Annotated in this window: 21 protein-coding genes; 16 read left to right on the top strand and 5 right to left on the bottom strand. The window is 72.2% G+C overall.

The genetic code is table 11. The features are described 5' to 3' along the window. The first annotated feature begins 129 nt into the window (after nt 1-129). From HL189_RS15710 to HL189_RS15695, 4 genes are all read left to right on the top strand, one after another. A complete protein-coding gene (locus HL189_RS15710) occupies nt 130-291 on the top strand; it encodes a hypothetical protein (RefSeq protein ID WP_369134649.1) in 162 nt (53 codons plus the stop codon). A gap of 723 nt (nt 292-1014) precedes the next feature. Continuing rightward, nucleotides 1015-2007: a DUF3048 domain-containing protein gene (locus tag HL189_RS15705; RefSeq protein WP_369134648.1), complete on the top strand. Its 993-nt coding sequence runs from the start codon at nt 1015-1017 to the stop codon at nt 2005-2007. Nucleotides 2008-2148: 141 nt separating this feature from the next. After that, entirely contained in the window at nt 2149-5397 is a 3249-nt protein-coding gene (locus tag HL189_RS15700) for a TM0106 family RecB-like putative nuclease (RefSeq protein WP_369134647.1), read from the top strand. 189 nt (nt 5398-5586) lie between these two features. Beyond that, nucleotides 5587-6858, top strand: coding sequence for a hypothetical protein (locus tag HL189_RS15695; RefSeq protein WP_369134646.1), 1272 nt, complete (start codon nt 5587-5589; stop codon nt 6856-6858). A 53-nt stretch (nt 6859-6911) separates the two neighbouring features. On the opposite strand, the gene HL189_RS15690 is transcribed toward HL189_RS15695, so the two are convergent. Continuing rightward, the gene (locus tag HL189_RS15690) at nt 6912-7100 is read right to left on the bottom strand and encodes a hypothetical protein (RefSeq protein ID WP_369134645.1); all 189 of its coding nucleotides are present in this window, start codon (nt 7098-7100) and stop codon (nt 6912-6914) included. Between the two features lie 268 nt (nt 7101-7368). Here HL189_RS15690 and HL189_RS15685 point away from each other — a divergent pair, with 268 nt between their 5' ends. Next, complete coding sequence (locus HL189_RS15685) at nt 7369-7491, top strand: hypothetical protein (protein ID WP_369134644.1); 123 nt, start codon at nt 7369-7371, stop codon at nt 7489-7491. A gap of 227 nt (nt 7492-7718) precedes the next feature. Here the strand turns inward: HL189_RS15685 and HL189_RS15680 are convergent, their stop codons facing one another. After that, the gene (locus tag HL189_RS15680; protein ID WP_369134643.1) at nt 7719-8459 is read right to left on the bottom strand and encodes a PIG-L deacetylase family protein; all 741 of its coding nucleotides are present in this window, start codon (nt 8457-8459) and stop codon (nt 7719-7721) included. Between the two features lie 238 nt (nt 8460-8697). On the opposite strand from HL189_RS15680, the gene HL189_RS15675 reads away from it, so the two are divergent. Further along, nucleotides 8698-11313, top strand: a complete 2616-nt coding sequence (locus tag HL189_RS15675; protein ID WP_369134642.1) for a glucosidase — start codon at nt 8698-8700, stop codon at nt 11311-11313. Nucleotides 11314-11556: 243 nt separating this feature from the next. Here HL189_RS15675 and HL189_RS15670 read toward each other — a convergent pair whose 3' ends face one another. Beyond that, on the bottom strand, nt 11557-12024 hold the full coding sequence (locus tag HL189_RS15670) for a hypothetical protein (RefSeq protein WP_369134641.1): 468 nt from the start codon (nt 12022-12024) through the stop codon (nt 11557-11559). A 620-nt stretch (nt 12025-12644) separates the two neighbouring features. On the opposite strand from HL189_RS15670, the gene HL189_RS15665 reads away from it, so the two are divergent. Further along, the gene (locus HL189_RS15665) at nt 12645-13469 is read left to right on the top strand and encodes a class I SAM-dependent methyltransferase (RefSeq protein ID WP_369134640.1); all 825 of its coding nucleotides are present in this window, start codon (nt 12645-12647) and stop codon (nt 13467-13469) included. 137 nt (nt 13470-13606) lie between these two features. Further along, nucleotides 13607-14140 carry a hypothetical protein gene (locus HL189_RS15660; RefSeq protein ID WP_369134639.1) on the top strand — a complete coding sequence of 178 codons (534 nt, stop codon included), beginning with the start codon at nt 13607-13609 and terminating at the stop codon, nt 14138-14140. Nucleotides 14141-14144: 4 nt separating this feature from the next. On the opposite strand, the gene HL189_RS15655 is transcribed toward HL189_RS15660, so the two are convergent. After that, the gene (locus HL189_RS15655; protein WP_369134638.1) at nt 14145-15095 is read right to left on the bottom strand and encodes a helix-turn-helix domain-containing protein; all 951 of its coding nucleotides are present in this window, start codon (nt 15093-15095) and stop codon (nt 14145-14147) included. A 165-nt stretch (nt 15096-15260) separates the two neighbouring features. Between HL189_RS15655 and HL189_RS15650 the strand changes: the two genes are divergently transcribed. Together HL189_RS15650 and HL189_RS15645 are read left to right on the top strand one after the other, a co-directional pair. Continuing rightward, the gene (locus HL189_RS15650) at nt 15261-16088 is read left to right on the top strand and encodes an alpha/beta hydrolase (RefSeq protein ID WP_369134637.1); all 828 of its coding nucleotides are present in this window, start codon (nt 15261-15263) and stop codon (nt 16086-16088) included. Further along, complete coding sequence (locus HL189_RS15645) at nt 16085-16891, top strand: MBL fold metallo-hydrolase (protein WP_369134636.1); 807 nt, start codon at nt 16085-16087, stop codon at nt 16889-16891. The genes HL189_RS15650 and HL189_RS15645 overlap by 4 nt, the downstream gene beginning before the upstream one ends. Here the strand turns inward: HL189_RS15645 and HL189_RS15640 are convergent. After that, the gene (locus tag HL189_RS15640; protein ID WP_369134635.1) at nt 16863-17960 is read right to left on the bottom strand and encodes a hypothetical protein; all 1098 of its coding nucleotides are present in this window, start codon (nt 17958-17960) and stop codon (nt 16863-16865) included. The genes HL189_RS15645 and HL189_RS15640 overlap by 29 nt on opposite strands. A 137-nt stretch (nt 17961-18097) precedes the next feature. On the opposite strand from HL189_RS15640, the gene HL189_RS15635 reads away from it, so the two are divergent. The 6 genes from HL189_RS15635 (at nt 18098) to HL189_RS15610 (ending at nt 24187) form a co-directional block, all read left to right on the top strand. Continuing rightward, nucleotides 18098-19051: a hypothetical protein gene (locus tag HL189_RS15635; protein ID WP_369134634.1), complete on the top strand. Its 954-nt coding sequence runs from the start codon at nt 18098-18100 to the stop codon at nt 19049-19051. A 176-nt stretch (nt 19052-19227) separates the two neighbouring features. Further along, nucleotides 19228-20322, top strand: coding sequence for a DUF1524 domain-containing protein (locus tag HL189_RS15630; protein WP_369134633.1), 1095 nt, complete (start codon nt 19228-19230; stop codon nt 20320-20322). A gap of 325 nt (nt 20323-20647) precedes the next feature. Beyond that, nucleotides 20648-21829, top strand: coding sequence for an NAD(P)/FAD-dependent oxidoreductase (locus tag HL189_RS15625; protein ID WP_369134632.1), 1182 nt, complete (start codon nt 20648-20650; stop codon nt 21827-21829). Nucleotides 21830-21848: 19 nt separating this feature from the next. Continuing rightward, a complete protein-coding gene (locus HL189_RS15620) occupies nt 21849-22256 on the top strand; it encodes an ester cyclase (protein WP_369134631.1) in 408 nt (135 codons plus the stop codon). Between the two features lie 36 nt (nt 22257-22292). Further along, complete coding sequence (locus tag HL189_RS15615) at nt 22293-22859, top strand: OsmC family protein (protein WP_369134630.1); 567 nt, start codon at nt 22293-22295, stop codon at nt 22857-22859. Between the two features lie 119 nt (nt 22860-22978). Then, nucleotides 22979-24187, top strand: coding sequence for an alpha/beta fold hydrolase (locus HL189_RS15610; protein WP_369134629.1), 1209 nt, complete (start codon nt 22979-22981; stop codon nt 24185-24187). Nucleotides 24188-24276 lie beyond the last annotated feature (89 nt).

Raw genomic sequence — 24276 nt, 5'->3', positions numbered from 1 at the left:
CTCGCCGGGGCGGTTCCTTGCCCGCTCGACAGAACAGCCCCCCACACACAGGTTGCCGACGCCCGGTGGGGAACTGGCGGGCGGCGGTAGGCTCTCGAGCCCTGTTCCCGAGGAGACGAGGACGTCGCCATGGCCAAGACCAGCACAAAGCCGGGCAAGAAGGCCACCAAGGCCACCGCGAAGGCGGACAAGAAGGCCGACAAGGCCACTGCGAAGCTCGAGGCCAAGGCCACGGACGTCAAGGCGAAGGCCAAGTCGACGAAGGACAAGGCGAAGGCCAAGACGAAGTAGTCGCGACGGCCGGTCCCGCTCCTCCAGGGGCGGGACCGATCCGCACGCCAGGTGGTGAGCACGCCGGACGTCGCGGCGATCAACCGGCTGGCGGACGTTGCCGCGGCCAGCGCCGACTCCAGGACGGCGACCTGCGCCGCGGTGGGGCGGCGACAGCCGACACCTCCAGCGTCCGGGCGAACAGCCGTCCGTGGTCACCGCAGCCCTCACCCGGCACAGCGCGATCGTCGCGTCGCCGATCTCCTCCGGCGCCACCTGCTCCATCGACCGGGTCGCTGCCGGATCACGACGGAACCCGGCCCACGCCGAACGGTCCAACCGCGACGGCCAGACGACGTCGCCCGCGGTCAGCCGGGTGAGCCGGTCGAGGTGGGAACCGGAATCGATGCAGAGAGAACGCCCGCCCCCAAATCTGCTACCGGCGGGACGTGGCGGCCAGCATTGGTCGGACGGCGCGCCTTTCGGTGACGTACGTATCGAAGAGCGTCCGCGCATTGAGGCTGTGGTGCCGCCACCGTCGCGCCGTGCCGATACGAGAAGGGATGCCACGCCGAGCCAGGGAGCCCTGACGTGCCCAGGTCCACCGCGCCAAGGCGCCGCTCCGGACCCAGCACGGGCTCGCGCACCAGGAGGGGCACCCCGGCCAAGAAGAGGAAGTCGGCGAAGGGCCGCCGACAGCAGAGGTCGCGGCGCGGTCGTCGAGCGGCGCTGCTCGTACTCCTGGTGGCGGCCGTGGTGGTCGGGTGGCAAGCAACTGGGCGGGACCTGGCCTCCCTGCCGCTCCTCGATTCGATCGCTGGAGGCCCCACCACACCCGCTTGGCCGCTGACCGGCGTCCCCGCCGAGGCAGTCGCGGACCGTCCGGCGCTCGCCGTGAAGATCGAGAACTCGGTCGACGCCCGCCCGCAGACCGGGCTGAACGCCGCCGACGTGGTGTGGGAGCAGGTCGTCGAGGGCGGTATCACCCGATTCGTCGCCGTCTACCACTCGACCCTGCCGCCCGAGATCGGCCCGGTGCGCTCCATTCGGCCGATGGACCCCGCGATCGCCGCTCCACTGCACGGCCTGCTCGCCTTCTCCGGCGGCGTGCCGACCTACGTCGACGCCGCCCGGGGCGCCGGATTGCAGGTGCTCACCCAGGACTCCGGCATCGACGGCTTCCACCGCTGGACGACCCGCCGCGCGCCGCACAACGTCTATGCGGCGCCGGAGACCCTCGTCGCCCAGGCCGACGACGCGCACCGGGCCCCGCCCACCGCCCAATTCGCGTACTCGGATGCGGATCAGCAGCCAACCGCCGTCGCCGAGGGACAGCCGACCGGCGCTTTGGCGCTGACGATGTCTGGCGTCGGGCGCCCGCAGTGGACCTGGAACGCCGAAGCCAACCGCTGGCTGCGCGCCGAGGGCAGCACTCCCGCCGTCGAGGCGGACGGCAGCCGGATCGGCGCCGCCAACGTCGTCGTCCTGCGGGTCGACGTCGTCTCCACCGATGCGCGCGACCCGGCCGGAAACCCGGTCCCGGAGACCATCCTGACCGGCAGCGGTGAGGCGCTCGTCGCCTCCGGCGGCCACACGGTCGCGGCCACCTGGTCCAAGCCCAGGATCAGCGACCCGGTCACCCTCACCGGGTCGGACGGCGATCAGGTGACGCTGGCACCGGGCAACGCCTGGGTCGAGCTGGTGCCCAACCGCACCGGCGCCGTTGCTACCGAGTAGTCCCACGAGCCCCAGATCGGCGCGCGGACATTCCGGATCGGGGTCGGACGTGACAGCCTCAACGGGCTCTGCACGCCGCACTCCGGGGGAACCTTGCCGCACCAGTCCCTGCCCGTCGTCCGTCCGACGGGGAGCTGAGCCGTGTACCGCGCCGACGGCCGGCTGGTCCTCAGCCCCAGCGACCTGACGCGGCACCAGGAGTGCCACCACCTCACCACGCTCAACCTCGCGGTCGCCGCCGGCCGGCTCGAGCCTCGCACTGCGGGCGCGAACGATCAGGGGCAGCTCGTCGTCGACCTCGGCATCGCCCACGAGCAGCGCTACCTGGAGTCCCTCGAGGTCGAGGGCAGGAGCGTCGCGCGGCTGGACGGCGAACGGGACGAGGCCGCGACCGTCGACGCGATGCGGGCGGGCTGCGACGTCATCTACCAGGCGACGCTCTTCGACGGGACCTGGGGCGGGCAGGCCGACTTCCTGCTCAAGACGGCGACGCCGTCGGCGCTGGGGGACTGGTCGTACGAGGTCGCCGATGCCAAGCTCGCCCGCCGGGTCAAGGTGCCGGCGCTGCTGCAGATGGCCACCTACGCCGACCGGCTCGCCGTCCTGCAGGGCCGGGAGCCGGAGCGGCTCTTCGTGGTCACCGGCGACGGCGCTTCGCGGCCGTGGCGGCTGGTCGACGTCGCCGCCTACGCCCGCCGCGCCCGGCTCCGGTTGGAGGGCTTCCTCGGCGACGCCCCGCCCACCCAGCCGGTGCCCGTGAGCCACTGCGGCCAGTGCCCCTGGCAGGCGCGGTGCGAGGCCGAGCTCCGGAACGGGGACGACCTCAGCCTGGTCGCCGGGATGCGCCGCGACCAGCGCGCCGCGCTGCACGCCGTCGGCGTCACCACGCTGCCGCAGCTGGCCGACGCCGATCCCGAGACGCTCAAGGCCACCGGCATCGGCAGGGCCACCCGGGAACGGCTGCAGGAGCAGGCCCGCGAACAGCTCCGCGGTCGCGCCGCCGGCGCGCCCACCCGCACCCTGCTGACGCCCGCCCCGGCGCAGGGCCTCCTGCGGCTCCCCAAACCGAGCCCCGGCGACCTCTACCTCGACTTCGAGGGCGATCCGCTGTCCGGCGACGGCGCGGGGCTGGAGTACCTGGCCGGCCTCGGCGACCGCGCCGGCCGGTTCACCGCGCTGTGGGCGCACGACGCCGACCAGGAACGGCGGATGGTCGCCGACCTCGTCGACCGGATCGTCGACGACTGGCGCACCGACCCCGGCATGCACGTCTACCACTACGCCGCCTACGAGGTCAGCGCGCTCAAGCGGCTGACCGGCCGGTACGGCGTCCGCGAGGCCGAGCTCGACCAGCTGCTGCGCGCCGAGCGGTTCGTCGACCTGTATCCCGTCGTCCGCCAGGGGATGCGGATCAGCAAGGAGTCGTACTCGATCAAGAAGGTCGAGGCCTTCTACGGGCGCGAGCACACCGGCGACGTGGCCGACGCCATGTCCAGCGTCGTCGAGTACGAGCAGTGGCTCGCGGACCGCGACCCCGCCCGCCTGCAGGCGATCGAGGACTACAACAAGGACGACGTCGACTCCACCCGCGAGCTGCACGACTGGCTGGAGACCGAGCGCGCCGGACTGGAGGCGCTGCACGGCCCGCAGCCGCGACCGGCCGTGCCCGAGGTGTCCGGCCCCGCCCCGCGGTCGGACGCCGAGGTCGCCGAGCTCGCGCTGGTCGAGCGGCTGACCGACGTCGGACAGGGCCTGCTGGGCGACCTGGTGCAGTGGCACCGCCGCGAGGCCCGGCCCGGCTGGTGGGCGTTCTTCAGCCGCGGCGACCTGGAGGACGAGCAGCTGATCGAGGACCGGACGGCGGTCGGCGGCCTGTCCGGCGCGGTCGAAATCGGTACCGAGAAGCGCAGCAAGCTGTACGAGTTCACCTTTCCGCCGCAGGACGCGAAGCTGTCGGTCGGCAAGCCGGCGTTCGACGTCGACACCCGCACGCGGGTCGGCGAGGTGCGCGCGCTCGATGCGGTCGGCGGGCGCCTCGTCGTCAAGAGCACCAAGTCTCCCGCCGCCGTCCGCGGCCTCGGTCCGGAGGGGCCGCTCGACGACAAGGCCCTGCGCGCGGCGATCGCCGCGACGGCGGACGACGTCCTGGCCGGTCGGTCGTGTCTCGGGCAGGCGCTGCTCGACCGCGTCGTCCCGGCCGACACCCGCCGGCTGCCGGGGGAGGAGGCCGGCGACGCCGTCGTCCGGCTCGGTCGGTCGCTGCAGGGCGAGGTGCTTGCGGTGCAGGGGCCGCCCGGCAGCGGCAAGACCCGGGCGGCGTCCCGGCTGATCCGGGAGCTGCTCGACGCCGGCAAGAAGGTGGGTGTCACGGCGACCTCGCACGCGGTGATCGGCAACGTGCTCCGGGCGGTGGGCCGGCCGGCGCTGCAGAAGTGCGAGGAGAGCCAGGCGTGCGGCGCACCCGGGGTCGAGTGGTCCAAGGACGCCGCCGACGTCGAAAACCGGCTGCTGGGCGGTGACGTCCCGCTGGTCGGCGGGACGTCGTGGTTCTGGTGCCGGGAGAACCTGGCCGAGGCGGTCGACGTCCTGGTCATCGACGAGGCGGGGCAGTTCTCGCTGGCGAACGCGGTCGCGGTGGCCCGGGCCGCCAAGTCGCTCATGCTGCTCGGCGATCCGCAGCAGCTGGCGCAGCCGACGCAGGCCGTGCACCCGGGCGAGTCCGGGCTCTCGGCGCTGGAGCACCTGCTCGAGGGACACCCGACCGTGCCCGAGGACCGCGGCGTCTTCCTCGACCGGACCTACCGGATGCACCCGGCGCTGACCGCGTTCGTGTCCGACCTCGCCTACGAGGGCCGGCTGGAGTCGGCACCGGACCGGGAGCGGATCGCCGTCGACGGCTGGGCCAGCGGGCTGGCCGTCCGGTTCGTGGATCACACCCGTCCGGCGGCGGCGTCCTCGGCCGATGAGGCGCGGGCGGTCGCGGAGCTGTGGCGCTCGCTGCAGGGCGTCGGCTGGGTGGACGCCGCCGGTGAGCGGCACGAAATCGGTGCCGAGGACGTGCTGGTCGTCGCGCCGTACAACGGCCAGGTCGCGCTGATCCGCGGGTTGCTGCCCGACGGCGCCCGGGTGGGCACCGTGGACAAGTTCCAGGGGCAGGAGGCGCCGGTCGTCCTGTACTCGATGACGTCGACCAGCGCCGAGGACGCGCCCCGCGGGGTGACGTTCCTCTACGACCTGAATCGGCTGAACGTGGCGGTGTCCCGCGCCAAGGCACTGGCCGTCGTCGTGATGAGCGAGGAGCTGCTCGACGCCCCGGTGCGGACGCCCGAACAGCTGCGTCAGGTCAATGCGCTCTGCCGACTCGTCGAAATGGCGACCGTCCTTCCTTGACGACGTCGTCGCGCAGCGGAGGCAATCATGCGCCGGCGAAACAGCTGCATCAGGAGCGTCAACGCGTCACGGTTTCTGTGCCGGCAGTCCTTGCTGGTCGACGCTGCGTGACAGGGTGCCGGTGTTCGCTCCGTGTGCCTTTGGGCTCACCGCAACCACTGTCCATTGCCGTCTGCTTAGGGACTGACCATGACAAATGAGATCCAGCTGATCAGTGACGGCGACGGCCTGGCGGTCATCGGCGAGCCTGCTGCAGTCGAGCGCTTCCTTGCTGAGGAAGGACTGCCCTCGAAGGACCTTGGATTGCCCCGGCTGGCGAAGACTCTCAGCGCCGGGTCGGCACTTGCGCAGGCGGGCTCCGAACTGGCGCTCAGCTCGGGTCGCTGGGTGCAGCTGACCAAGGAGTCCGCGCAGCAGGTGGCCAAGCACGGGCTGAGGCAGAGCTCGAAGACGGGTCTCAGCACAGGCGTGGTGAAGGGGAACCACGGCCAGATCAAGGGCTTCGTCCAGTTCGCGAAGGGCCCCGGGGCGATCGCGAGCAATCCGGCGCTGCTGGCCGGCGCTGCAGGGATCATGGCGCAGCTCGCCATGCAGCAGACCATGGAGGAGATCACCGACTACCTCGCCAAGATCGACGAGAAGCTCGACGATGTGATTCGCGCCCAGGAGGACGCGGTCCATGCGGACATGATCGGCGTGGGCTTCGACATCGACGAGGCCATGACGCTCCGCGAGCACGGTGGCCGGGTCAACGAGGTCACGTGGTCAAAAGTCCAAGGATCATCCACGACGATCGCGCGGACGCAGGCCTATGCCTTGCGTCAGCTCGATGCGCTCGCCGAGAAGCTGGAGCGGACGGCGAAGATCGCTGAGCTGGCCGAGACGACCCGGGAAGCCGAGGTCAAGGGCCAAAGGTGGCTCGCTGTCCTGGCGCGCAGTTTCCAGCTGCAGGACGCGATAGCCGTGCTCGAGATCGACCGTGTGCTGGTGGTGGCTCCCGACGACTTCGACGGTCATCGCATCGGACTGAAGGCCGCCCGAGACAAGCGGCGGGACGCCATCGCGCAGGTCACCACGCGCCTGGTGGCCCGGATGGCGGAGGCTGCGGGCAGGGCGAACTCGAAGGTGTTGCTTAACCCGATTCAGTCCCCGGCCATCGTGCAGTCGAGCGAGAAGGTCGCACTCGCTGTCGCTGACTTTCACGGTCCGCTCGGGATCGAGACCGGCCACGAGTTCGTGGAAGCGCGGGCGTGGGCGGACGCGGCCACGGAGTTGAAGGGGAAGGTGTTCGAGACCGGAGCCGAGGGGCTCGATGTCTCGCTGCGTCTCGGCACCGAGACCCTCGACCGGGCCAAGTCGGTGACGGGCCGCATCTCCGGGGGCATCTCTGGCGGCATTGCCGGAGGCATCGCCGGGTTCCGTCGACGGGGGAACGGTGAGGAGCGCGACGCGGGACAGTGAGCGTCGATTGCGAGCCCTGCCGAGGAAAGCGTGCCCGTCGGCGACCCGGCGTGCTAATACGCGGCGGGCAGCGTGAGCCTGAGGTCGAGTCTGCTGCCGATCCGCTCGCCGAGCACCTCGGTCGGGGTGTGCACGGGATGTGGGAGGTCGGCCGCTCCCGCCGCGGTTGACGTCGTCGAGCGGGACCGCGCGTCGACCAGCGCGGCAGCAGTGAGATCGATCCCGACCGAGTCGAGGCCCACCAGCTCGGCGCCGAGGGTGGACGTGCGTGGAGCAGGTTGGTGGCCGAGCCGACCTGCGCGGCGACCGCGGGGTCCATCCGCCAGGACGAAGGCGGGCCACAGCGCCAGCGCCAGCGGTAGGCGAGCCACTCGCCGGGGCGAGCTGACTGCGCGGCTGCACCTGCTGACAATTCGATCTGCGAATCTCTTCGAAGTCCAGCGAGGCGGGACTGGCAACGGCGCGAGTAGGCTCTCGAGCTCCTTTCCCCGAGGAGTCGAGGACGTCCCCATGGCGAAGACCAGCACGAAGAAGGGCAAGAAGGCCGACAAGGCCACCGCGAAGCTCAAGGCCAAGGCCACCGATGCCAAGGCGAAGGCCAAGGCGAAAAAGGCAAAGGCCAAGAAGAAGTAGTCGCGGCGCGGGTCTCGCCCACCTTTGAGGTGGTCGGGGCCCGCAGCCCTCGTCAGGCAGTGATCAGGCCGGAGGGCGCAGCGGTCGAACCGACGGGACCGTCGCGTTGCCGATCTCCGCCGGCGCCACCTGCTTCTATCCGTTGGGTCGCTGCGAGATCAAGAGCAGAGGCCGAGTCGTCCCCGCTCCGGAATGTCCCCGACAGACCGACTCGGCCACAGTGCCCATCAGTCGAGAAGGCAGGTCTCCGGTGCGCCGCCGGGCCAGGGCGGGACGACGCGGCGGAGGTGATCGGTGGCCAGGAACGCCCTGCGCAGCTCGTCGGGCAGGCCCTCGAACGGCGAGGTCTGCGAGGCGTGCAACGCGATCGCGTGCTCGCGCGCCGGTAGGTGCTCCGCGACGTCGACGAACGTGGTGATCTCCTCGTCCGGAGTTCCCAGCGCCGCCAAGTCGGCATCGAGGTGCTCCATGTCCGGCCGGGCGACCTTCACGTGGTCGACCCAGCGCCGCATCAGTGACCGCGGGATGCAGGCGAGGTAGACGCGCGGCACCCCGACACTCGAAGCAGCCGCCAGTGCGGCGTCCCGAATACGCACGTGGTCCCGGTGGCTGTCACTCCCGTCCAGGGTGATCAGCACGTCCGGCCCGAACCCGGCCACGGCCCCGGTGACCGCAGAGACGACGTCCTCGAACGGCGCGGACACCAGGCTGCCGGCCGGCGCCTCGCCGCTCATCCCGGAGTCGGCGAAGTCCAGCAGGTCGACCCGCGACACCCCGAGCACCTCGGCGGCCTCGCGCAGCTCCTGCTCGCGCACCACCCCGAGGTCGTCGGCGTGGCCGCCGGCCTCACCCCGGGTCGCGCACACGACAGCGGTCTCCGCGCCGGAGCCGGCCGCGTGCAGCAGCATCGAACCGCAGCCGAACGTCTCGTCGTCGGGGTGCGCGACGACGACCTGGAGACGGGGCACCGGGACCTCCTGCGCTCGCTCGGCACGTGGTGCGGCGTAGTAGACACCCGCCAGAGCGCCCAGTCGGTCACTCTGGTCACAGACGTCCCCGCGTGACACGGGACGGCAACGCCGCCGTGGCACTGTGGAGGTCGTGTCTGCCGCAGCAACTGGTTCTCCGCTCGACGGACAGCCCACCCCCGAGCACGCCGACGTCCACCGCAGCGCCGAGCACGCGCGTCTGGCGGAATCGAGTGACATGTCCGCCCCCTGGCGGCTGTGGGGCCCCTACCTGGCCGGCCGGCAGTGGGGGACCGTCCGTGAGGACTACTCCGCCGACGGCGACGCCTGGCGCTCCTTCCCGTTCGACCACGCCCACCGCCGCGCCTACCGCTGGGGTGAGGACGGCCTGGGCGGCATCTGCGACCGGTACGGCTTCCTCAACTTCTCCGTCGCGATGTGGAACGGCAAGGACCCGATCCTCAAGGAGCGCCTCTTCGGGCTGACCAACGAGGAGGGGAACCACGGCGAGGACGCCAAGGAGTACTGGTGGCACCTCGACGGCACGCCCACCCACTCCTGGATGCAGTGGCTCTACCGCTACCCGCAGGCCGAGTTCCCCTACCAGGAACTCCGCGAGGAGAACGCCCGCCGCAGCCGTGACGAGCGCGAGTACGAGCTCGCCGACACCGGCGTCCTGGACGAGGACCGGTTCTTCGACGTCCAGGTCACCTACGCCAAGAACGCCCCGGACGACGTCTGCATCATCGTCTCCGCCACCAACCACGGCCCCGACCCGGCGCCGCTGCACCTGCTGCCGCAGGTCTGGTTCCGCAACACCTGGTCCTGGGGCGGCGACAAGCGCCAAGGCACGCTGACCCAGCTCCTCGCGCCCACCCTCACGGTCAACGGACTGGAGGCGGTCGAGGCCGAGCACGGCTTCCTCGGCCGCTACGTCCTCGCCGCGGAGGGCGCGCCCGAGGTCCTCTGCTGCGACAACGAGACCGACGCCGTCAGCCTCTTCGGCGCCAAGCGGCGCAACGCCAGCAAGTACACGAAGGACGGCGTCAACCGCCGCGTCGTCCACGGCGACCTCGACGCCGTCAACCCGGCCGGCTCGGGCACCAAGGCCGCCTTCTGGTACCAGTGGGACGCCGTCGCGCCGGGGGAGACCGTCAGCGTCAAGCTGCGCCTGCGGCAGCAGGACCCCGACGAGCAGACGTTCGGCGACGTCTTCGACCAGGTCTTCGACTCCCGCAAGGCCGAGGCCGACGAGTTCTACGGCCGGGTCATCCACCCGAGCCTGGACGACGAGGACCGGCACGTCGCCCGCCGCGCCTACGCCGGGCTGCTGTGGACCAAGCAGCTGTACCGCTTCGACGTCGCCCAGTGGTTGGACGGCGACCCCGACGTCCCCGCGCCCGAGGCCCGCCGGGCGAAGGGCCGGCGCAACACCCACTGGCGGCACGTCGCGCTCGCCGACGTCATCTCGATGCCCGACGAGTGGGAGTACCCGTGGTTTGCCGCGTGGGACACCGCCTTCCACACCATCCCGCTGGCGCACGTCGACCCCGCGTTCGCCAAGGAACAGCTCGTGCTCATGTGCCGCGAGTGGGCGATGCACCCCAACGGCCAGCTGCCTGCCTACGAGTGGGCGTTCGGCGACGTCAACCCGCCGGTGCACGCCTGGGCCGCCTGGCACGTCTACCGGCTCGACGGCTACCGCGACCAGCAGTTCCTCATCCGGGTGTTCACCAAGCTGCTGATGAATTTCTCCTGGTGGGTCAACCGCAAGGACGCCGACGGGTCGAACGTCTTCGAGGGCGGCTTCCTCGGGATGGACAACATCGCGCTGTTCGACCGGTCCGCGCCGCTGCCGCCGGGCTACCGCTTGGAGCAGTCCGACGCGACCAGCTGGATGGCGTTCTACTGCCAGCAGATGCTGAAGATCGCGCTCGAGCTGTCCCGGTTCGACCACGCGTGGGACGGCACCGCGACCAAGTTCTTCGAGCACTTCCTCGCGATCTCGCAGGCGATGAACGCCTTCGGGTCGCACGAGGTGAAGCTGTGGCAGGAGGACGACGGCTTCTTCTACGACGTCCTGGTTGCACCGGACGGGACGTCGGAGCCGCTGCGGGTCCGATCGATGGTCGGGCTGCTGCCGATCCTGGGTTCCACCGAGATCCCCGGGTGGGTCAGCCAGCTGCCGGACGTCGCCGACCGGGTGCGCTGGCTGCAGAAGCGCCGTCCGGAGCTGATGGGCCCGCTGCGCAGCCGGTCGACGCCCGAGGGCCGCAAGATGCTGCTGTCGCTGGTCGGCAAGGAGCGGCTGCGGAAGATCCTGCAGCGGATGTTCGACACCGAGGAGTTCCTCTCGCCCTACGGCATCCGGTCGCTGTCGAAGTCGACCGGGCAGGTGTTCGCCAACGTCGGCGGGCGGGACGTCTCGATCGAGTACGAGCCGGGGGAGTCGCGGACCAAGCTGTTCGGCGGCAACTCTAACTGGCGCGGGCCGATCTGGTTCCCGGTCAACGTGCTGCTCGCCGACAAGCTGCGCACGCTGGGCCGGCACTACGGCGACTCGTTCACCATCGAGATCCCGACCGGCTCGGGGAAGCACTGCACGCTGGTCGAGGCCGCGGACCTGATCGACAACTCGCTGACCGGGCTCTTCCGGCCGGTGGACGGCAAGCGCCCGGCGGACGGGAAGCGCATCGAGTCCAGCGACTCACCGCTGTGGTCGGCGCACCCGACGTTCAGCGAGTACTTCGACGGGGACACCGGTGAGGGCCTCGGTGCCAGTCACCAGACCGGCTGGACGGCGCTGGTCGCGCACCTGCTCAACCCGCGACTCCCCGCCGACCCCTTCGCCTGACACCTCCCCGGTGGCCATGTTGGCCAACATGGCCACCGGAGAGGTCGGCGTCACGTCCACGGCACTCGACGTCGAGATGGATCACTGACCGAGGCGCTCCAAGGCTTTGGCGTATCGAGGCAACTCCTCGTCCAGTACGCGATCGAGCAACTCGCGCTTGCGACGGCGCTCCTGCGGTTCTGATGCTGGCATTGCCCTCACCATCGGGTCGGCGATCTTGCGCGGCGGGCGTTCTTTCTACGCTCAGCCCGGCTCGGCCCCGCGCAGCCGTACGCCCGTACCCCAGGAGGTGGCGGTGGGTGAGTGGGGCCACGGCTCCTCTTCTCCGGTGTCGATGGCCTCCACCAGCCGCCAGGCGGGGCCGACGCCGAACCGGACGACGTCCGCGAGGCGCCCGGTCAGCCGCACCGTTCGCGACGCGGTCAGCCGCTCGTCCCCGAACCCGCCGCGCACGGTGACGGTGATCCGGTCCCCGGGCGCGGTGCCGTGCAGGCGGTGCTCCTTGCCGAACTTCCCCTCGTGGCACTCGTCCAGCAGACCGCCGTCCGCGGCCAGCACCTCGACGTCGCAGGAGACGCCCTCCGGCACGCCCAGGCCGCAGCCGGGTCCGTGCAGCACGCGCAGCGTGCCACCCACCCCGCTGCCGGCGAAGCCCCTGTCGTCGGCGGGTGTGTAGTCGTACGGGTGCGTCCCGCGCTTGCGCCGCCCCATGGACGTGAGTCTCCCGCCGCACGCCGAGCTGCGGGGCTCCGGGAAGCCGGGCTCCTCCGGCCGCCGGCAGTCAGGAGCACAGCAGGTCCAGTGCCACCTGGCCGGGGGCGCGGTCGGCAGCGACCACGTCGACGACCGACGTCACCGTCGGCCGGCACCGCGGCGGCCAGCTCGGCGACGTCGGGCCACGGGCGGGCCCGGTACCCCTGCACGACGAACCTGCGGGGCCGTCCACCGAGGTCGAAGGCCCAACTCCCACGACCGGGTCATCAGCTCCCGCAGGCGTGTCGGCCACTCGCTGACCGGCACCGCCGAGCCCGTGCGCCCGGTCCAGCGCCTCCCACTCGGCGATGCGGGCGTCGACGTCGTGTTTGCCCACCTGACCCCTCGTCACGACGTCGAGGTCCGGGGCCATCGGACGACGGTGACGATGATCAGGAACGGTCCCGGTAGGTCCGTCTCTTTTCCTGCACGAGTTCGAGAGGGTAGGGATGCGAGGCCGTGGGATCCACACCCTCCGGGAACGGGACCTGCTGCGGCTTGCACCTCAGCAAGGGAGGCGACGCGTGGATACCGGACCGGCTCCCTGGGGCGCTCGGCTGAGCCGTCCCGGCTCGCCTGTGTGCGCCCCCGACTGGCTGGCGCTGCGCGAGGACGCCGACGCCGCCGCGCGGGCGCCCGACCTGGTCGAGCTCGTCCGCGTCCACCACCTGGCGGCCGGGCGACGGGCGCCGGCGCTCATCCGGGACCTCGGTTGCGGCACCGGCTCGATGGGCCGCTGGTTGGCCCCGCGGCTGCCCGGGCCGCAGGAGTGGGTCCTGCACGACCGCGACCCCGGGCTCCTCGCCTCCGCCGCGGCGACCATGCCCAGCTCGACCGCCGACGGCGCCGTCGTCTCCGCGCGGACACACCACGGCGACTTCACAGACCTGCGCACAGCCGACCTCTCCGGCACAGCGCTGGTGACCGCGTCCGCCGTCCTGGACCTGCTGACCGCCGAGGAGGTGGACCGGCTCGCCGCCGCGTGCACCGAGGTCGGAGCCGCCGCACTGCTGACCCTGTCGGTCACCGGGGACGTCGAGCTGGCGCCGGCCGATCCGCTCGACGCCGAGTTCGCGGATGCCTTCAACGCCCATCAACGACGCTGCACGAACGGTCGGCGGCTGCTCGGTCCGGACGCCGGCGCCGTCGCCGCGGACGCGTTCGCCCGCCGGGGCGCAGTGGTGAAGGTCCGGCCGAGCCCGTGGCGCCTCGGTGCCGGCCAGGCCGAGCTGGCCGAGGAGTGGCTGCGCGCCTGGATCGCCGCCGCCTGCATGCAGCAACCGGACCTGGAACGGGGTGCCGGCGCCTACCTCGGGCGACGGCTGGACGCCTGCCGTGCCGGGCAGCTGCGGATCGTGGTCGGCCACGTCGACGTGCTCGCGCTCCCACCCGGAGCGCGGTGACGCAAGTCGCGAGGGTCACCTGGGGCGCGTGTTGTCGATGAGGCAGCGACCGCGAAACAGGGCTGGCATCCAGCCGTCTCCGCATGGGAACGTCCCTCACGCCCCGTGCCGGGGTGATCACTGAGAGCGGAGTCCGGATGCGCGGGATCGTCGTTGTCGACCAGCCGGTCGAGGGCCGGGTCGTGGGCTGGCACGTGAACGTCGGCGAGGGGCTGGAGTCCACCATGGCCGGCGCCTGGGTCCTGGCCTCGGACGACGACCGGATCGCCCGGCTGCTCAGCGGCCGGATCCTGGTCACCACCGCCAAGGCCGCGGCGCGGTTCGGCGTCGGTGCCGACGTGGCCGGCCTCGCCTTCGCGATCGTCGCGGAGACCAGCGCCCTCGACGGCGCCTTCGCCGCTCACGTGGCCGCCCTCCCGTCGTCCAAGCGCAGCCTGGTGAGCCCGCGCTGGCCGCGGATCCCCACCCGCCCCACGGCCGAGGTCGCCGGCGACCCGCTGGCCAGCAACGCGCTCACCCTTGCCCGGTGGGTCGCCGACCTGCTGACCGTCTGGGACCGGATCGAGAAGGAGCGCCTCGCGCGCCCCTACCTCGTCGCGCGCGGCGGCGAGACGGCTCGCCCGCTCCCGCCCGGCTGGACGACGGCGGGGGTCCCGGCACTCGCCGCATAAGCGGTCAGGCAGTGGCGACCCGTTGCCACTCGCGGGGCGTCATCCCGTAGGCCTGCCGGAACCGCCGGGTGAAGTGGCTCGGGTCGGCGAAGCCGTGTGCCCGCGCCGTCGCCGCGATCGACCGACGCAACCCGGCGGGCGTGGTCAGGTGCACCCGGGCCGCCTCCAGCCGCTGCTCGATGATCCACTGCTCCAGCCGGAGACCTGCCTCGTTGCACGCCTTGTACAGCTGGCGCAGCGACACGTTGTGCGCGCCGGCGATCGCGCCCGGCGTCAGCCCGGGGTCGTGGAGGTGCTGGGCGACGTACGCCCGCACCCGCGTGACCAGCGTCCGCTCCCGCACCGACGGGCTGCGGAGGGCGTCCCCGGCGGCCGACACGATCAGCGCCCGCACGAGCTCGACGGTCGCCGTCCCGAGAGCGGCGGCGCCCGGATCGGCCGCCAGCTCCGGAGCGGTCGCGGCCAGCCGCGACAGGTGGGCGTGCACCAGGTCGTGCAGCGGGCTGGCACGCAGCCGTGGCAGCGCCCGCCGGACGACGTCCACCGGGAGCGCCAGCTGGTCGTAGGTCAGCAGGAACGCCCGTGACCCACCGCCGGTCGCGCACCCGAAGGAGTACGGCGCGGTGAGGTCGACCAGCATCAGGTCGTCGTCCCGCACCACCTGCTCGTGCCCGAGCTGGGCGAACTCGCCGAGCCCGGAGTCCTGCAAGGACACCGCCAGGACGGGCTCGCCCTGCGCGCGCAGGTGCCGTTCCGTGCGGGTCAGCCGGTAGCCCGAGGCGTCGGTGGTGAACAGCGCCGTCCGGCCGTAGCGCCACAGGTGCATCCGCGCCTGCAGCTGGTCGGGAGGCTCGCTGAGCTCGACCCGGCAGGGTGCCGAGGCCTCCTGCATCGCGACGCGGAAGGCCTCGACGCGGTCGGCGCGCGGGAGGTCACGGGTGTCGAGGAGCAGCATCGGCGGTCCCTGGCCTCGGCTGGAGCGGACGTCCCCGTGGAGCTCCGTCGAGCGTGGCAGAGGACCGCACCGACAGACCAGACGCTTGCACGCTCAGCCGATCACCGGCGGCGTGGCGCTGCCAGGGTCAGCACGTCGACGTCCCCGCGCACTAGGAGAACGGGCATGGCCGCACCCGACACCATCGTGCTGATCCACGGCTTCTGGGTGACCCCGCGCAGCTGGGAGCACTGGAAGACCCACTACGAGAACCGCGGGTTCCGGGTGCTCACCCCCACCTATCCGGGCTTCGAGGTCGAGGTCGAGGCGCTCAACGCCGACCCGACGCCGATCGCCGAGGTCACCCTGCCGCAGATCGTCGACCACATGGCCGAGGTCATCGGCGCGCTGGAGACGCCGCCGATCCTGATCGGCCACTCCGCCGGCGGCACGATCACCCAGCTGCTCCTCGACCGCGGGCTCGGCGCGTGCGGCGTCGTCCTCAACTCCGCGCCGACCGAGGGCGTGCGCGTGACGCCGCTGTCGCAGATCCGCTCGACGTGGGCCGTGCTCAAGAACCCGGCGAACCGGCACAAGGCCGTCGGGCTCACCGAGGAGCAGTGGCACTACGCCTTCACCAACACCTGGGACGAGGAGGAGTCGCGGGCGCTGTACCGGCGCTACCACATCCCGGCGTCCGGCCGGATCCTCTGGAGCTCGGTGCTGGCCAACCTGATGCCCGGCCCGCAGGACGCCCACGTCGACTACGCCAACGACGCGCGGCCGCCCTTGCTGTTCGTCTCCGGCGGGGAGGACCACATCATGCCGCCGAGCGTGCAGCGGTCGAACGCCCGGCACTACTCCGGCGACACGGTCACCGAGGTCAAGGAGTACCCGGGCTACGCCCACCTGCTGCCCGCCCAGGCCGGCTGGGAGCAGATCGCCGACGAGGTGCTCGAGTGGGCGCTCGCCCACGCGACCGGGTCACGCCCCAAGGTGACCGGGGCTTCGTGAGGCTGACCCACATCGGCGGGCCGACGCTGCTGATCGAGGTCGCCGGCTGGCGGCTGCTCACCGATCCGACCTTCGACCCGCCCGGCCGGCGGTACGCCTTCGGCTGGGGGACCGGCTCCCGGAAGCTGGTCGGCCCTGCTCGGCAGCCCGACGAGCTGCCGCCGGTGGACGCGGTCCTGCTCAGTCACGACCACCACGCGGACAACCTGGACGACGCCGGCCGGGCGCTGCTGCCGACCGTGCCGGTGGTCGTGACGACGGCGGCCGGCGCGACGCGGCTGGGCGGGGGAGCGCGCGGGCTGCGCCCGTGGGAGACGACCGTGCTGGCGATGCCGGGCCGCCCGACGCTGCAGGTGACGGCGACACCGGCACGGCACGGTCCGCCGTTGAGCCGGCCGGTCGCCGGGGACGTCGTCGGGTTCGTGGTGACGGAGGAGGGTTCGGACGGCGGGCTGTGGATCTCCGGTGACACGGTGTTCTTCCGCGGCCTGCGGGACGTCGCCGCTCGGGTGCGGGTGGACACCGCCGTCCTGCACCTGGGCGGCGTCCGCTTCCCGGTGACCGGCCCGGTCCGCTACTCGATGACCGGGCGGGAGGCGGTGCGGCTGTGCCGACTGCTCGACGCGCGCACCGTCGTCCCGGTGCACTACGAGGGCTGGAGCCACTTCCGCCAGGGCTGCGCCGGGGTCGAGCGCGACCTGGCCCGGGCGCCGGAGGAGATCCGGCGGCGGTTCCGTTGGCTGCCGCTCGGCACCGCGGTGGACCTGGAGGGGGTCAGCCGGCCCGGTCCGGCAACGTCGTGACTTGCGTCAGTCGGTGGGCAGCCGCGACGAACGCGGACCGGCGAGCCGGATCGCGCAGGAGGGAGAGCGGAGTGCCAGGTCGCTTGCTGAAGTTGGCGGCCGCGATGACCTCCTTGCGTAATTCGGCCCCGGCGGCGAGCAGTTCGTCCAGAAAACGCTCCTGAGCGGCCCGCCCCGCCGGAGCGATCCACTGGAAGTTGCAGGACAGCGACAGGTCGCTGCAGTAGGCGCTGAACGGCACGATCTCAACGCCGCCGGCCGTGCGCCCCCAGATCGAGTAGCTAGGAGCCGATCCAGTGCCGCCGCCGCGCACCCAGAAGCCGGCTGCCTCCAGCTCACGCTTGAAGGCTGCCAGCGCGTCGGCTAGCTCCTCGTGGCCGTGCTCTCGGAGATGGGGGTCGACGTCCGCATGCGTCCAGCGCGCTGGGGACCTGCCGCTCCGACGAGCGTCCTTCTCGTCCGCGGACTCCAATCCGTACACGGTCGGGATGAGGACCTCGGTCGATCCGTGGACAGCTCGCCGCAGTTCGATCGCCAGCAGCCGCATCCCGGCGGAGGTGTGGGTGTTGAGGAAGCGCACGATGCGCCGCAGGTCCTCGTTGATCGCGTCGACAGCCAGGACGAGCGTGAAGACCCCGGCCGACAGGTTGGTCTCGAGCGCCCCGCGTGGGTCGTCTGGGCGGCTGTCGAACAGGGCGTTCAGAGAAGGTCCCTCCTGGCTGTGCCACTGCTCGACGAAGTCCGCCGGCGCGAGCTCGGCGAGACGCGCGGCGTAGTCGATGACCTGGCCGATGATCGTCCGGCGGATGTCCGCGTTCGACGCCAGCTTGCACTCGACAACCGTCAGCGAGCCGTCGACGTCCACGATTACCAGGTCGGCCGGGCCGACACCGGTGCTGAACTCCCGGACGGCGACCGCCTCGGCGCTCACGCCCTCAATCAGGCTCGGCTGGAGAAAGAGCAGCTCCTGGAGTTCGGCCTCGTTGGCGTAGCCATGGCTGGTCGGCGCGGACCACGCGCCTCCTTGCTGACGAATCAGGACGTCGACGTTCTCCCGCGGCGCAGACACGGCCGGACTCTGACACAGGTGCCGCCGATGTCCGGCTCCGTCGATGCGACGCGGCGCGTCCTGCCCTAACGGCCAGATACCCGCCGATAACGGGCCTGGCGGGTCTCGATCTGCCTGTACCGGAGCGGAGGTCAGGAATGAGCGTGGACATCATGGACGTCGCATCGGACAACGCGGTCACCCGTCGGGAGCGGCGTCGCCAGTCCGCCTACCGGGAGCAGGTGCTGGACCTGCCGGCGGGGACCGACCGGCGGGGAAGGACACTCGGCAACTACCTGCCGGCCGACGATCGACGGAGCAACTTCCTCAGCGACGAGGCCGCCCAGTACGCCGCCGCCCGGGTGGACGTCGTCCAGCGTGAGGGCGGCCAGCTCGAGCAGACCCGCCTGTTCACCAACATGCTCAGCTCGATGCCGCTGTGCTTCACCGTCTTCGGGCACCTCCGCGCGCATCCGGCAGCGGCCGTCTCGCTGCTCAGCGTTCTCCTGCAACGGGAGCTCGCCGGACTCGACCGCGTGGCGGTCGGTGACCGGGGCATCGATGGCATCGAGTGCGAATGGGCGCCCGCCCGCAAGGAGCACCTGAACGACGGATCGGCGTTCGACGCCGTCGTCGCGGGCCGAACCGTCGACGGGCGGCGCCTGCTCATCGCGGTGGAGGCGAAGTACATCGACACGTTCAGCAGGGACCCCGTCGACGAGGAGAAGGACCGGAAGTACCGGCGGTTCTGCGCGAACTTCGGCATGCCCGGGGAGGCCTTCGACGCGCTCAAGGGGTCGGCGACCCGGCAACTGCTCCGCAACGTCCTGCTCACCGAGAGCGTCCGTCGCTCCGGCTCCGCGGCGGAGCCCCTGTTCGACGAGGCGATCACCGTGGTCCTAGCCCGGGACGACGACCGCGCAGCGCAGGATGCGGTGACGGCGCTCGACGGACTGCGCGGCGACCTGGTGACCGGCGTGCGCTACGTCGGGCACGGTCGCTTCGCCAACGCTGCCGCGTCGATCCCCGAGCTCGCCGAGTGGGCAGGACGCTTCCGGAGGCGCTACGTCGGCCCCGCCGAGTCCTCTGTGGTCCTCCCGACGGACCGCTGATCCGCCACAGCGGACCCCCTCGCCGGGTGATGCGGGCGCGACCGCAGGGACGGGTGGGGCCACGGGCGGGCGTCGGTGGCATGTCGTCCCAGCTCAGGGCCGGAGCGGCCACACGATGGGGCGGTTCGTCGCAGTTCAACGGGGGTCCGCTCATGTCGTCGTCTCAACCGTCCACCGTGCGGCGCAGGCGACGGCACGTCCTCCGCGCGCTCGTCTCGTTCGTCGCTGCCGCTCTGGCGGTCGGCTGCGGAAGCGCGACCCCGGAGACCGAGCCCACCGCGGCCACGTCGAGTGCGACCGCGTCGTCGTCCGCCGCCGAGACCGAGGCCGCGATCGCTGCCGCCGAAGCGGCCCTCCTCGGGGACGAGAGCGCCGAAGCGGCGACCACCTCCACCGCTGCCTCCAGCAGCAGTGGCCTGCTCACCGACACGGCCGTCGTCGCCGCCCCGCCCTCGACCGCACTCGCCGCGCTGGCCGCCGTCCCGGTCCAGGGCCGGGCCGCGAAGACCGGCTACGACCGCGACCTGTTCGGCTCCGGCTGGGTGGACGTCGACCGGAACGGCTGCGACACCCGCAACGACATGCTGGCCCGGGACCTGAGCGGAGAGACGTTCAAGGCCGGCACCCGCAACTGCGTCGTGCTGACCGGCTCGCTCGCCGACCCCTACTCCGGCCGGACGATCGCCTTCCAGCGCGGGCAGAGCACCAGCGATGACGTGCAGATCGACCACGTGGTCGCGCTGTCGAACAGCTGGCAGACCGGGGCCCAGGGTTGGGACGCGGCCCGCCGGACGGCGTTCGGCAACGACCCGCTGAACCTGCTGGCGGTCGACGGTCCGCTGAACATGCAGAAGGGGGACGGCGACGCCGCGACCTGGCTGCCGCCGAACAAGTCCTACCGCTGTGCGTACGTGGCGCGGCAGGTGGCGGTCAAGGTGACCTACGGGCTCTGGATGACGCAGGCGGAGCGCAACGCGATCGCCACGGTGCTCAGCAGCTGCCCGGCCGAGCCGCTGCCCGGTGGTGTCGTCGCCAACGTGCCCGTGAAGGCGCCGGCCGCCGCGCCGAAGCCGGCTCCGGCTCCGGCCGTCGTCCCCGCGCCCGTGCCCGCTCCGGCACCGGCGCCCGCCCCCGCTCCCGCTCCCGCCGCGGGCGTCCACTACCAGAACTGCGACGCCGTCCGGGCGGCCGGAGCTGCTCCGATCCACGCGGGAGACCCCGGCTGGGCGCCGAAGTTCGACCGCGACAACGACGGCGTCGGCTGCGAGTAGCCGGGAGCTGAGCGGGCGGCCACGCGTTCCCGCGGGAACGCGAGCAGCCCCACGTATGCCGGAGCTACGCCCCGGGCGGCAAGAGCTACACGCCGATCGACTGCGACACCAAGCAGCCCATCGGCTGATCGAGGTACGGCGGCCCGCTCTCGCTCGTCAAGGGCGGGCCGCCGTCGTGGTCAGCCCTGAGGAGGGCGGGTCCAGCTGGGTCCGGAGCTCTCCACCCGGTCACCACGTCGTCTCCAAGTGCTCCCGCCGCTGAGCGGCCACCGTTGCAGTCATCCACCGCAACGGTGCGGCGGACGGACTCCAGGGGAGACGAGCCGTGACATTCCGACAGGTCCGGACCCACGACGTCGTGATCGTGGGCGGACGGTGCGCCGGCGCCGCGACCGCACTCCTGCTGGCCCGGATGGGTCACGACGTCGCCCTCGTGGACCGCGCCACCTTCCCGAGCGACACCCTCTCCACCCACGCCATCTCCCGCTCCGGCGTCGTCCAGCTCAACCGCTGGGGCCTGCTCGACGCGGTCCTCGCCAGCGGCGCCCCGGCCATCCGCTCGATCGGCTTCGGCACCCCCGACGGCCTCGCCGAGCGCGCGGTGAAGGCCACCGCCGGCGTCGACCTGCTCGTCGCGCCCCGCCGCCACGTCCTCGACACGCTGCTCCGCGAGGCGGCCGCCGACTCCGGAGTCACGCTGTACGAGGCCACGACGGTCACCGGCCTCCGCCGCGACGCGGCAGGGCGGGTGTGCGGGGTGGACACCAGCGACGGGGAGCTGCACGGCCGCTGGGTCGTCGGCGCGGACGGTCTCCGGTCGAAGACGGCGCGCGACGTCGGCGCCCGGGTCCGCGATCGCACCATCTCGCCCAGCGGCACCTTCTACGCCTACGTCGACGACCTTGACGCCGGCGGTTTCGAGTTCCACCTCGCGCCTCAGGCGCTGATCGGCGTCTTCCCGACCCACGGCGACCAGTCCTGCGTCTGGATCTCCGCCCCGGACACCGACCTCGCCGGGCTCAGGAGCGCGGGCCACGAGAAGCCTGCCGCCCTCCACCGGCTGATCGCAGTGAAGGCGCCAGTCCTCGGACGTCGCCTGGACCGAGCACGGATCAACGCGCCGGTCCGCGGCGCGCTGAACCTGCCCAACCAGGTCCTGGACCCCATCGGCCCGGGCTGGGCGCTGGTCGGGGACGCCGGCTACCACCGCGACCCCATCACCGGCCACGGCATCACCGACGCCTTCCGGGACGCCGAACTGCTCGCCTGCGCCCTGGACGACGAGCTGTCCGGGCGCGCGTCGGAGGCCGAGATCGCCGACCGTTACGACCGCACCCGCAGCGCCGCGCTCCGCGACGTCCTGCAGATCACCCGCGCGCTGACCGCCTTCCCGCCGCTCGACCAGTTCACCGCCCTGCAGAAGCAGCTGTCCGCCGCCATCGAGCGGGAGTCGTCCTGGCTGGCCGGCCTCCCGGTCCCCGGCGACGCCGTCCCGATCGCCGCCTGAGCCTGAAGGAGAGACAGGCATGACCCTCGCCGACAACAAGGCCACCGCCGTCCGCTTCCTCGACGCCGTCACCGCGGGGGACGTCGACACCCTGCTGACCCTCATCACGCCGGACTGGCAGATGACCGGCGGGCCACCCGGCCTGCCGCGGGGTGCCGCCGGGATCCACGCGCTCTTCGCCTCCATCGGCCCGATCGAGCAGACCTGGACGGTCGACGACGTCATCGCCGAGGGCGACCGGGTCGTCGTCCGGGCCACCAACACCTGCGTGCAGGAGAGCTTCTTCGGCGTCCCGGCCGCCGGCATCCGGCAGGTCTTCACCGCCACCTTCACCTTCCGCCTGGCCGACGGCCGGATCGCCGAGACCTGGCGCAACGCGGACGACCTCGGCCGGCTCCTCCAACTCGGCGCCCGCATCACGTCCTGACCGCACCACCCATCCCAACCGAGAGGAACGACCACCATGACCGCCACCACCACGACCACCGTCAACGGCGTCGACACGCACGCGCTGCTCACCACGCGCGAGGCGGTGCGCGAGCACCCGGAGCTGGCGAAGTTCCAGTTCCGCGCCACCAACGACTGGATCAGCGGCACCCACAACCGCAGCACGATCGACGGGTACTTCGGCGCCGGCCAGGAGCTGGACCGCTCCGGCGGGTTCACCTTCGACGCCGACCACCCGCGGGTGCTGACCGGGGAGGACAACGGGCCGACGCCCGTGGAGTTCCTGCTGCACGCACTCGCGGCCTGCCTCACCGCCGGTCTGGTCAACATCGCCTCCGCCCGCGGGATCACGCTCACGAAGGTCAGCTCCACGGTCACCGGGGACATCGACCTGCTCGGCATCCTCGGCCTCGACCGCGACGTCCGGAACGGCTACTCCGGCATCCGGATCGCGATGACCGTCGAGGGGGACGCCTCCGCGGAGGAGCTGGCCGGCCTGGTCGAGCGCTCCCGGCGCCGCTCCGCGGTGTTCGACGTGCTGACCAACGGCACCAGCGTCGACATCGAGGTGCGCACCGCCTGATCCACCCCGCGACGTCCCGGCTCCCACAGGGAGCCGGGACGTCATGCTGCCCGGAAGCCCCTCGCCAGCCGGGGCCGGCGGTCCTAGGGTTCGACGCGGACGGCAGAGGGCGAGGTCCGATGGACGGTGCCGATGGAGACGGCCGTGGTCCCTACGGCTTCGGCGACTTCGTCGTCGACGTCGGCGCCCGGGAGATCCGCCGGGCCGGGCAGCGGGTCGCTGTCGAGCCACAGGTCTTCGACGTCCTCGTCGTCCTCCTCCGCGAACGCCACCGCGTGGTGACCAAGGAGGAGCTGCTGGACCGGGTGTGGCACACCCGGATGGTCAGCGAGTCGGCGCTGACCTCGCGGATCAAGGCGCTGCGCCGCGCCCTGGGGGACGACGGCCAGACCCAGGCCGTCATCCGGACGGCGCACGGGCACGGCTTCCGGTTCGTCGCCGACCTCGCGCCGGCGGACGGCGCCCGGCCGGCCCGGCGCCGGCACCCGCTGGACCAGGACGTCCACTTCTGCCGCACCGCGGACGGCGTCCGGCTGGCCTACGCGTTCTCGGGAGAGGGGCCACCGCTGGTCAAGGTGGCCAACTGGCTCACCCATCTCGAGTACGACCTGGAGAGCCCGGTCTGGCGGCACTGGTACGAGGAGCTGGGCGCGCGGTACCGGCTGCTCCGCTACGACGAGAGGGGCACCGGACTCTCGGACCTGGACGCCGACGGCTACACGGTCGACGACTGGGTGGACGACCTGGAGGCCGTCGTCGACGCAGCCGGGCTGGACCGGTTCCCGCTGTTCGGCATCTCCCAGGGCGGTGCGGTCGCCATCGAGTACGCCGTCCGGCACCCCGAGCGGGTCACCCACCTGGTGCTCTACGGCGCCTTCATGACCGGGCCGGCGCTGAGCGCGCGCAAGCCCGAGCACGTCCGCGAGGCCCTGCTGATGCCGGAGCTCGCGCAGCTCGGCTGGGGCCGCGAGCACCCGATCTTCCGGCACGTGTTCACGATGCGCTTCCTGCCCGAGGGGCCGCCGGAGGCGTGGACGGCGTTCGACGAGCTCCAGCGCCGGACGACGCCCAGCACGAACGCCGTCCGGTTCCTCGAGGCGTTCAACGCCGTGGACGTCGCGGCCCGGGCGCCACTGGTCACCACGCCGACCCTGGTCCTGCACGCCCGGCGGGAGAAGCTCGTGCCGCCCAGCCAGGGGCAGCTGATCGCCGCCGCCATCCCGGACAGCCGGTTCGTGTCGCTGGACAGCCCCAACCACCTGCTGCTGCCCGACGAGCCGGCCTGGCCGCGGTTCCTCGACCAGGTCGAGCAGTTCCTCGCGAGCTGACGTTCTCCATCCCGTCTCCAGGTCGGCGCCAAGACCGGACGTGCGTTCCCGAGCAGGGTCGTCCCCGGGTCGGCGACCGCCGGCCTCCT

It is taken from the genome of Modestobacter sp. I12A-02662, assembly GCF_041028325.1.
Classification (GTDB): domain Bacteria; phylum Actinomycetota; class Actinomycetes; order Mycobacteriales; family Geodermatophilaceae; genus Modestobacter.
The sequence above is the reverse complement of the archived record's forward strand: the minus strand, read 5'-3'. Positions and strand labels throughout refer to the sequence as shown.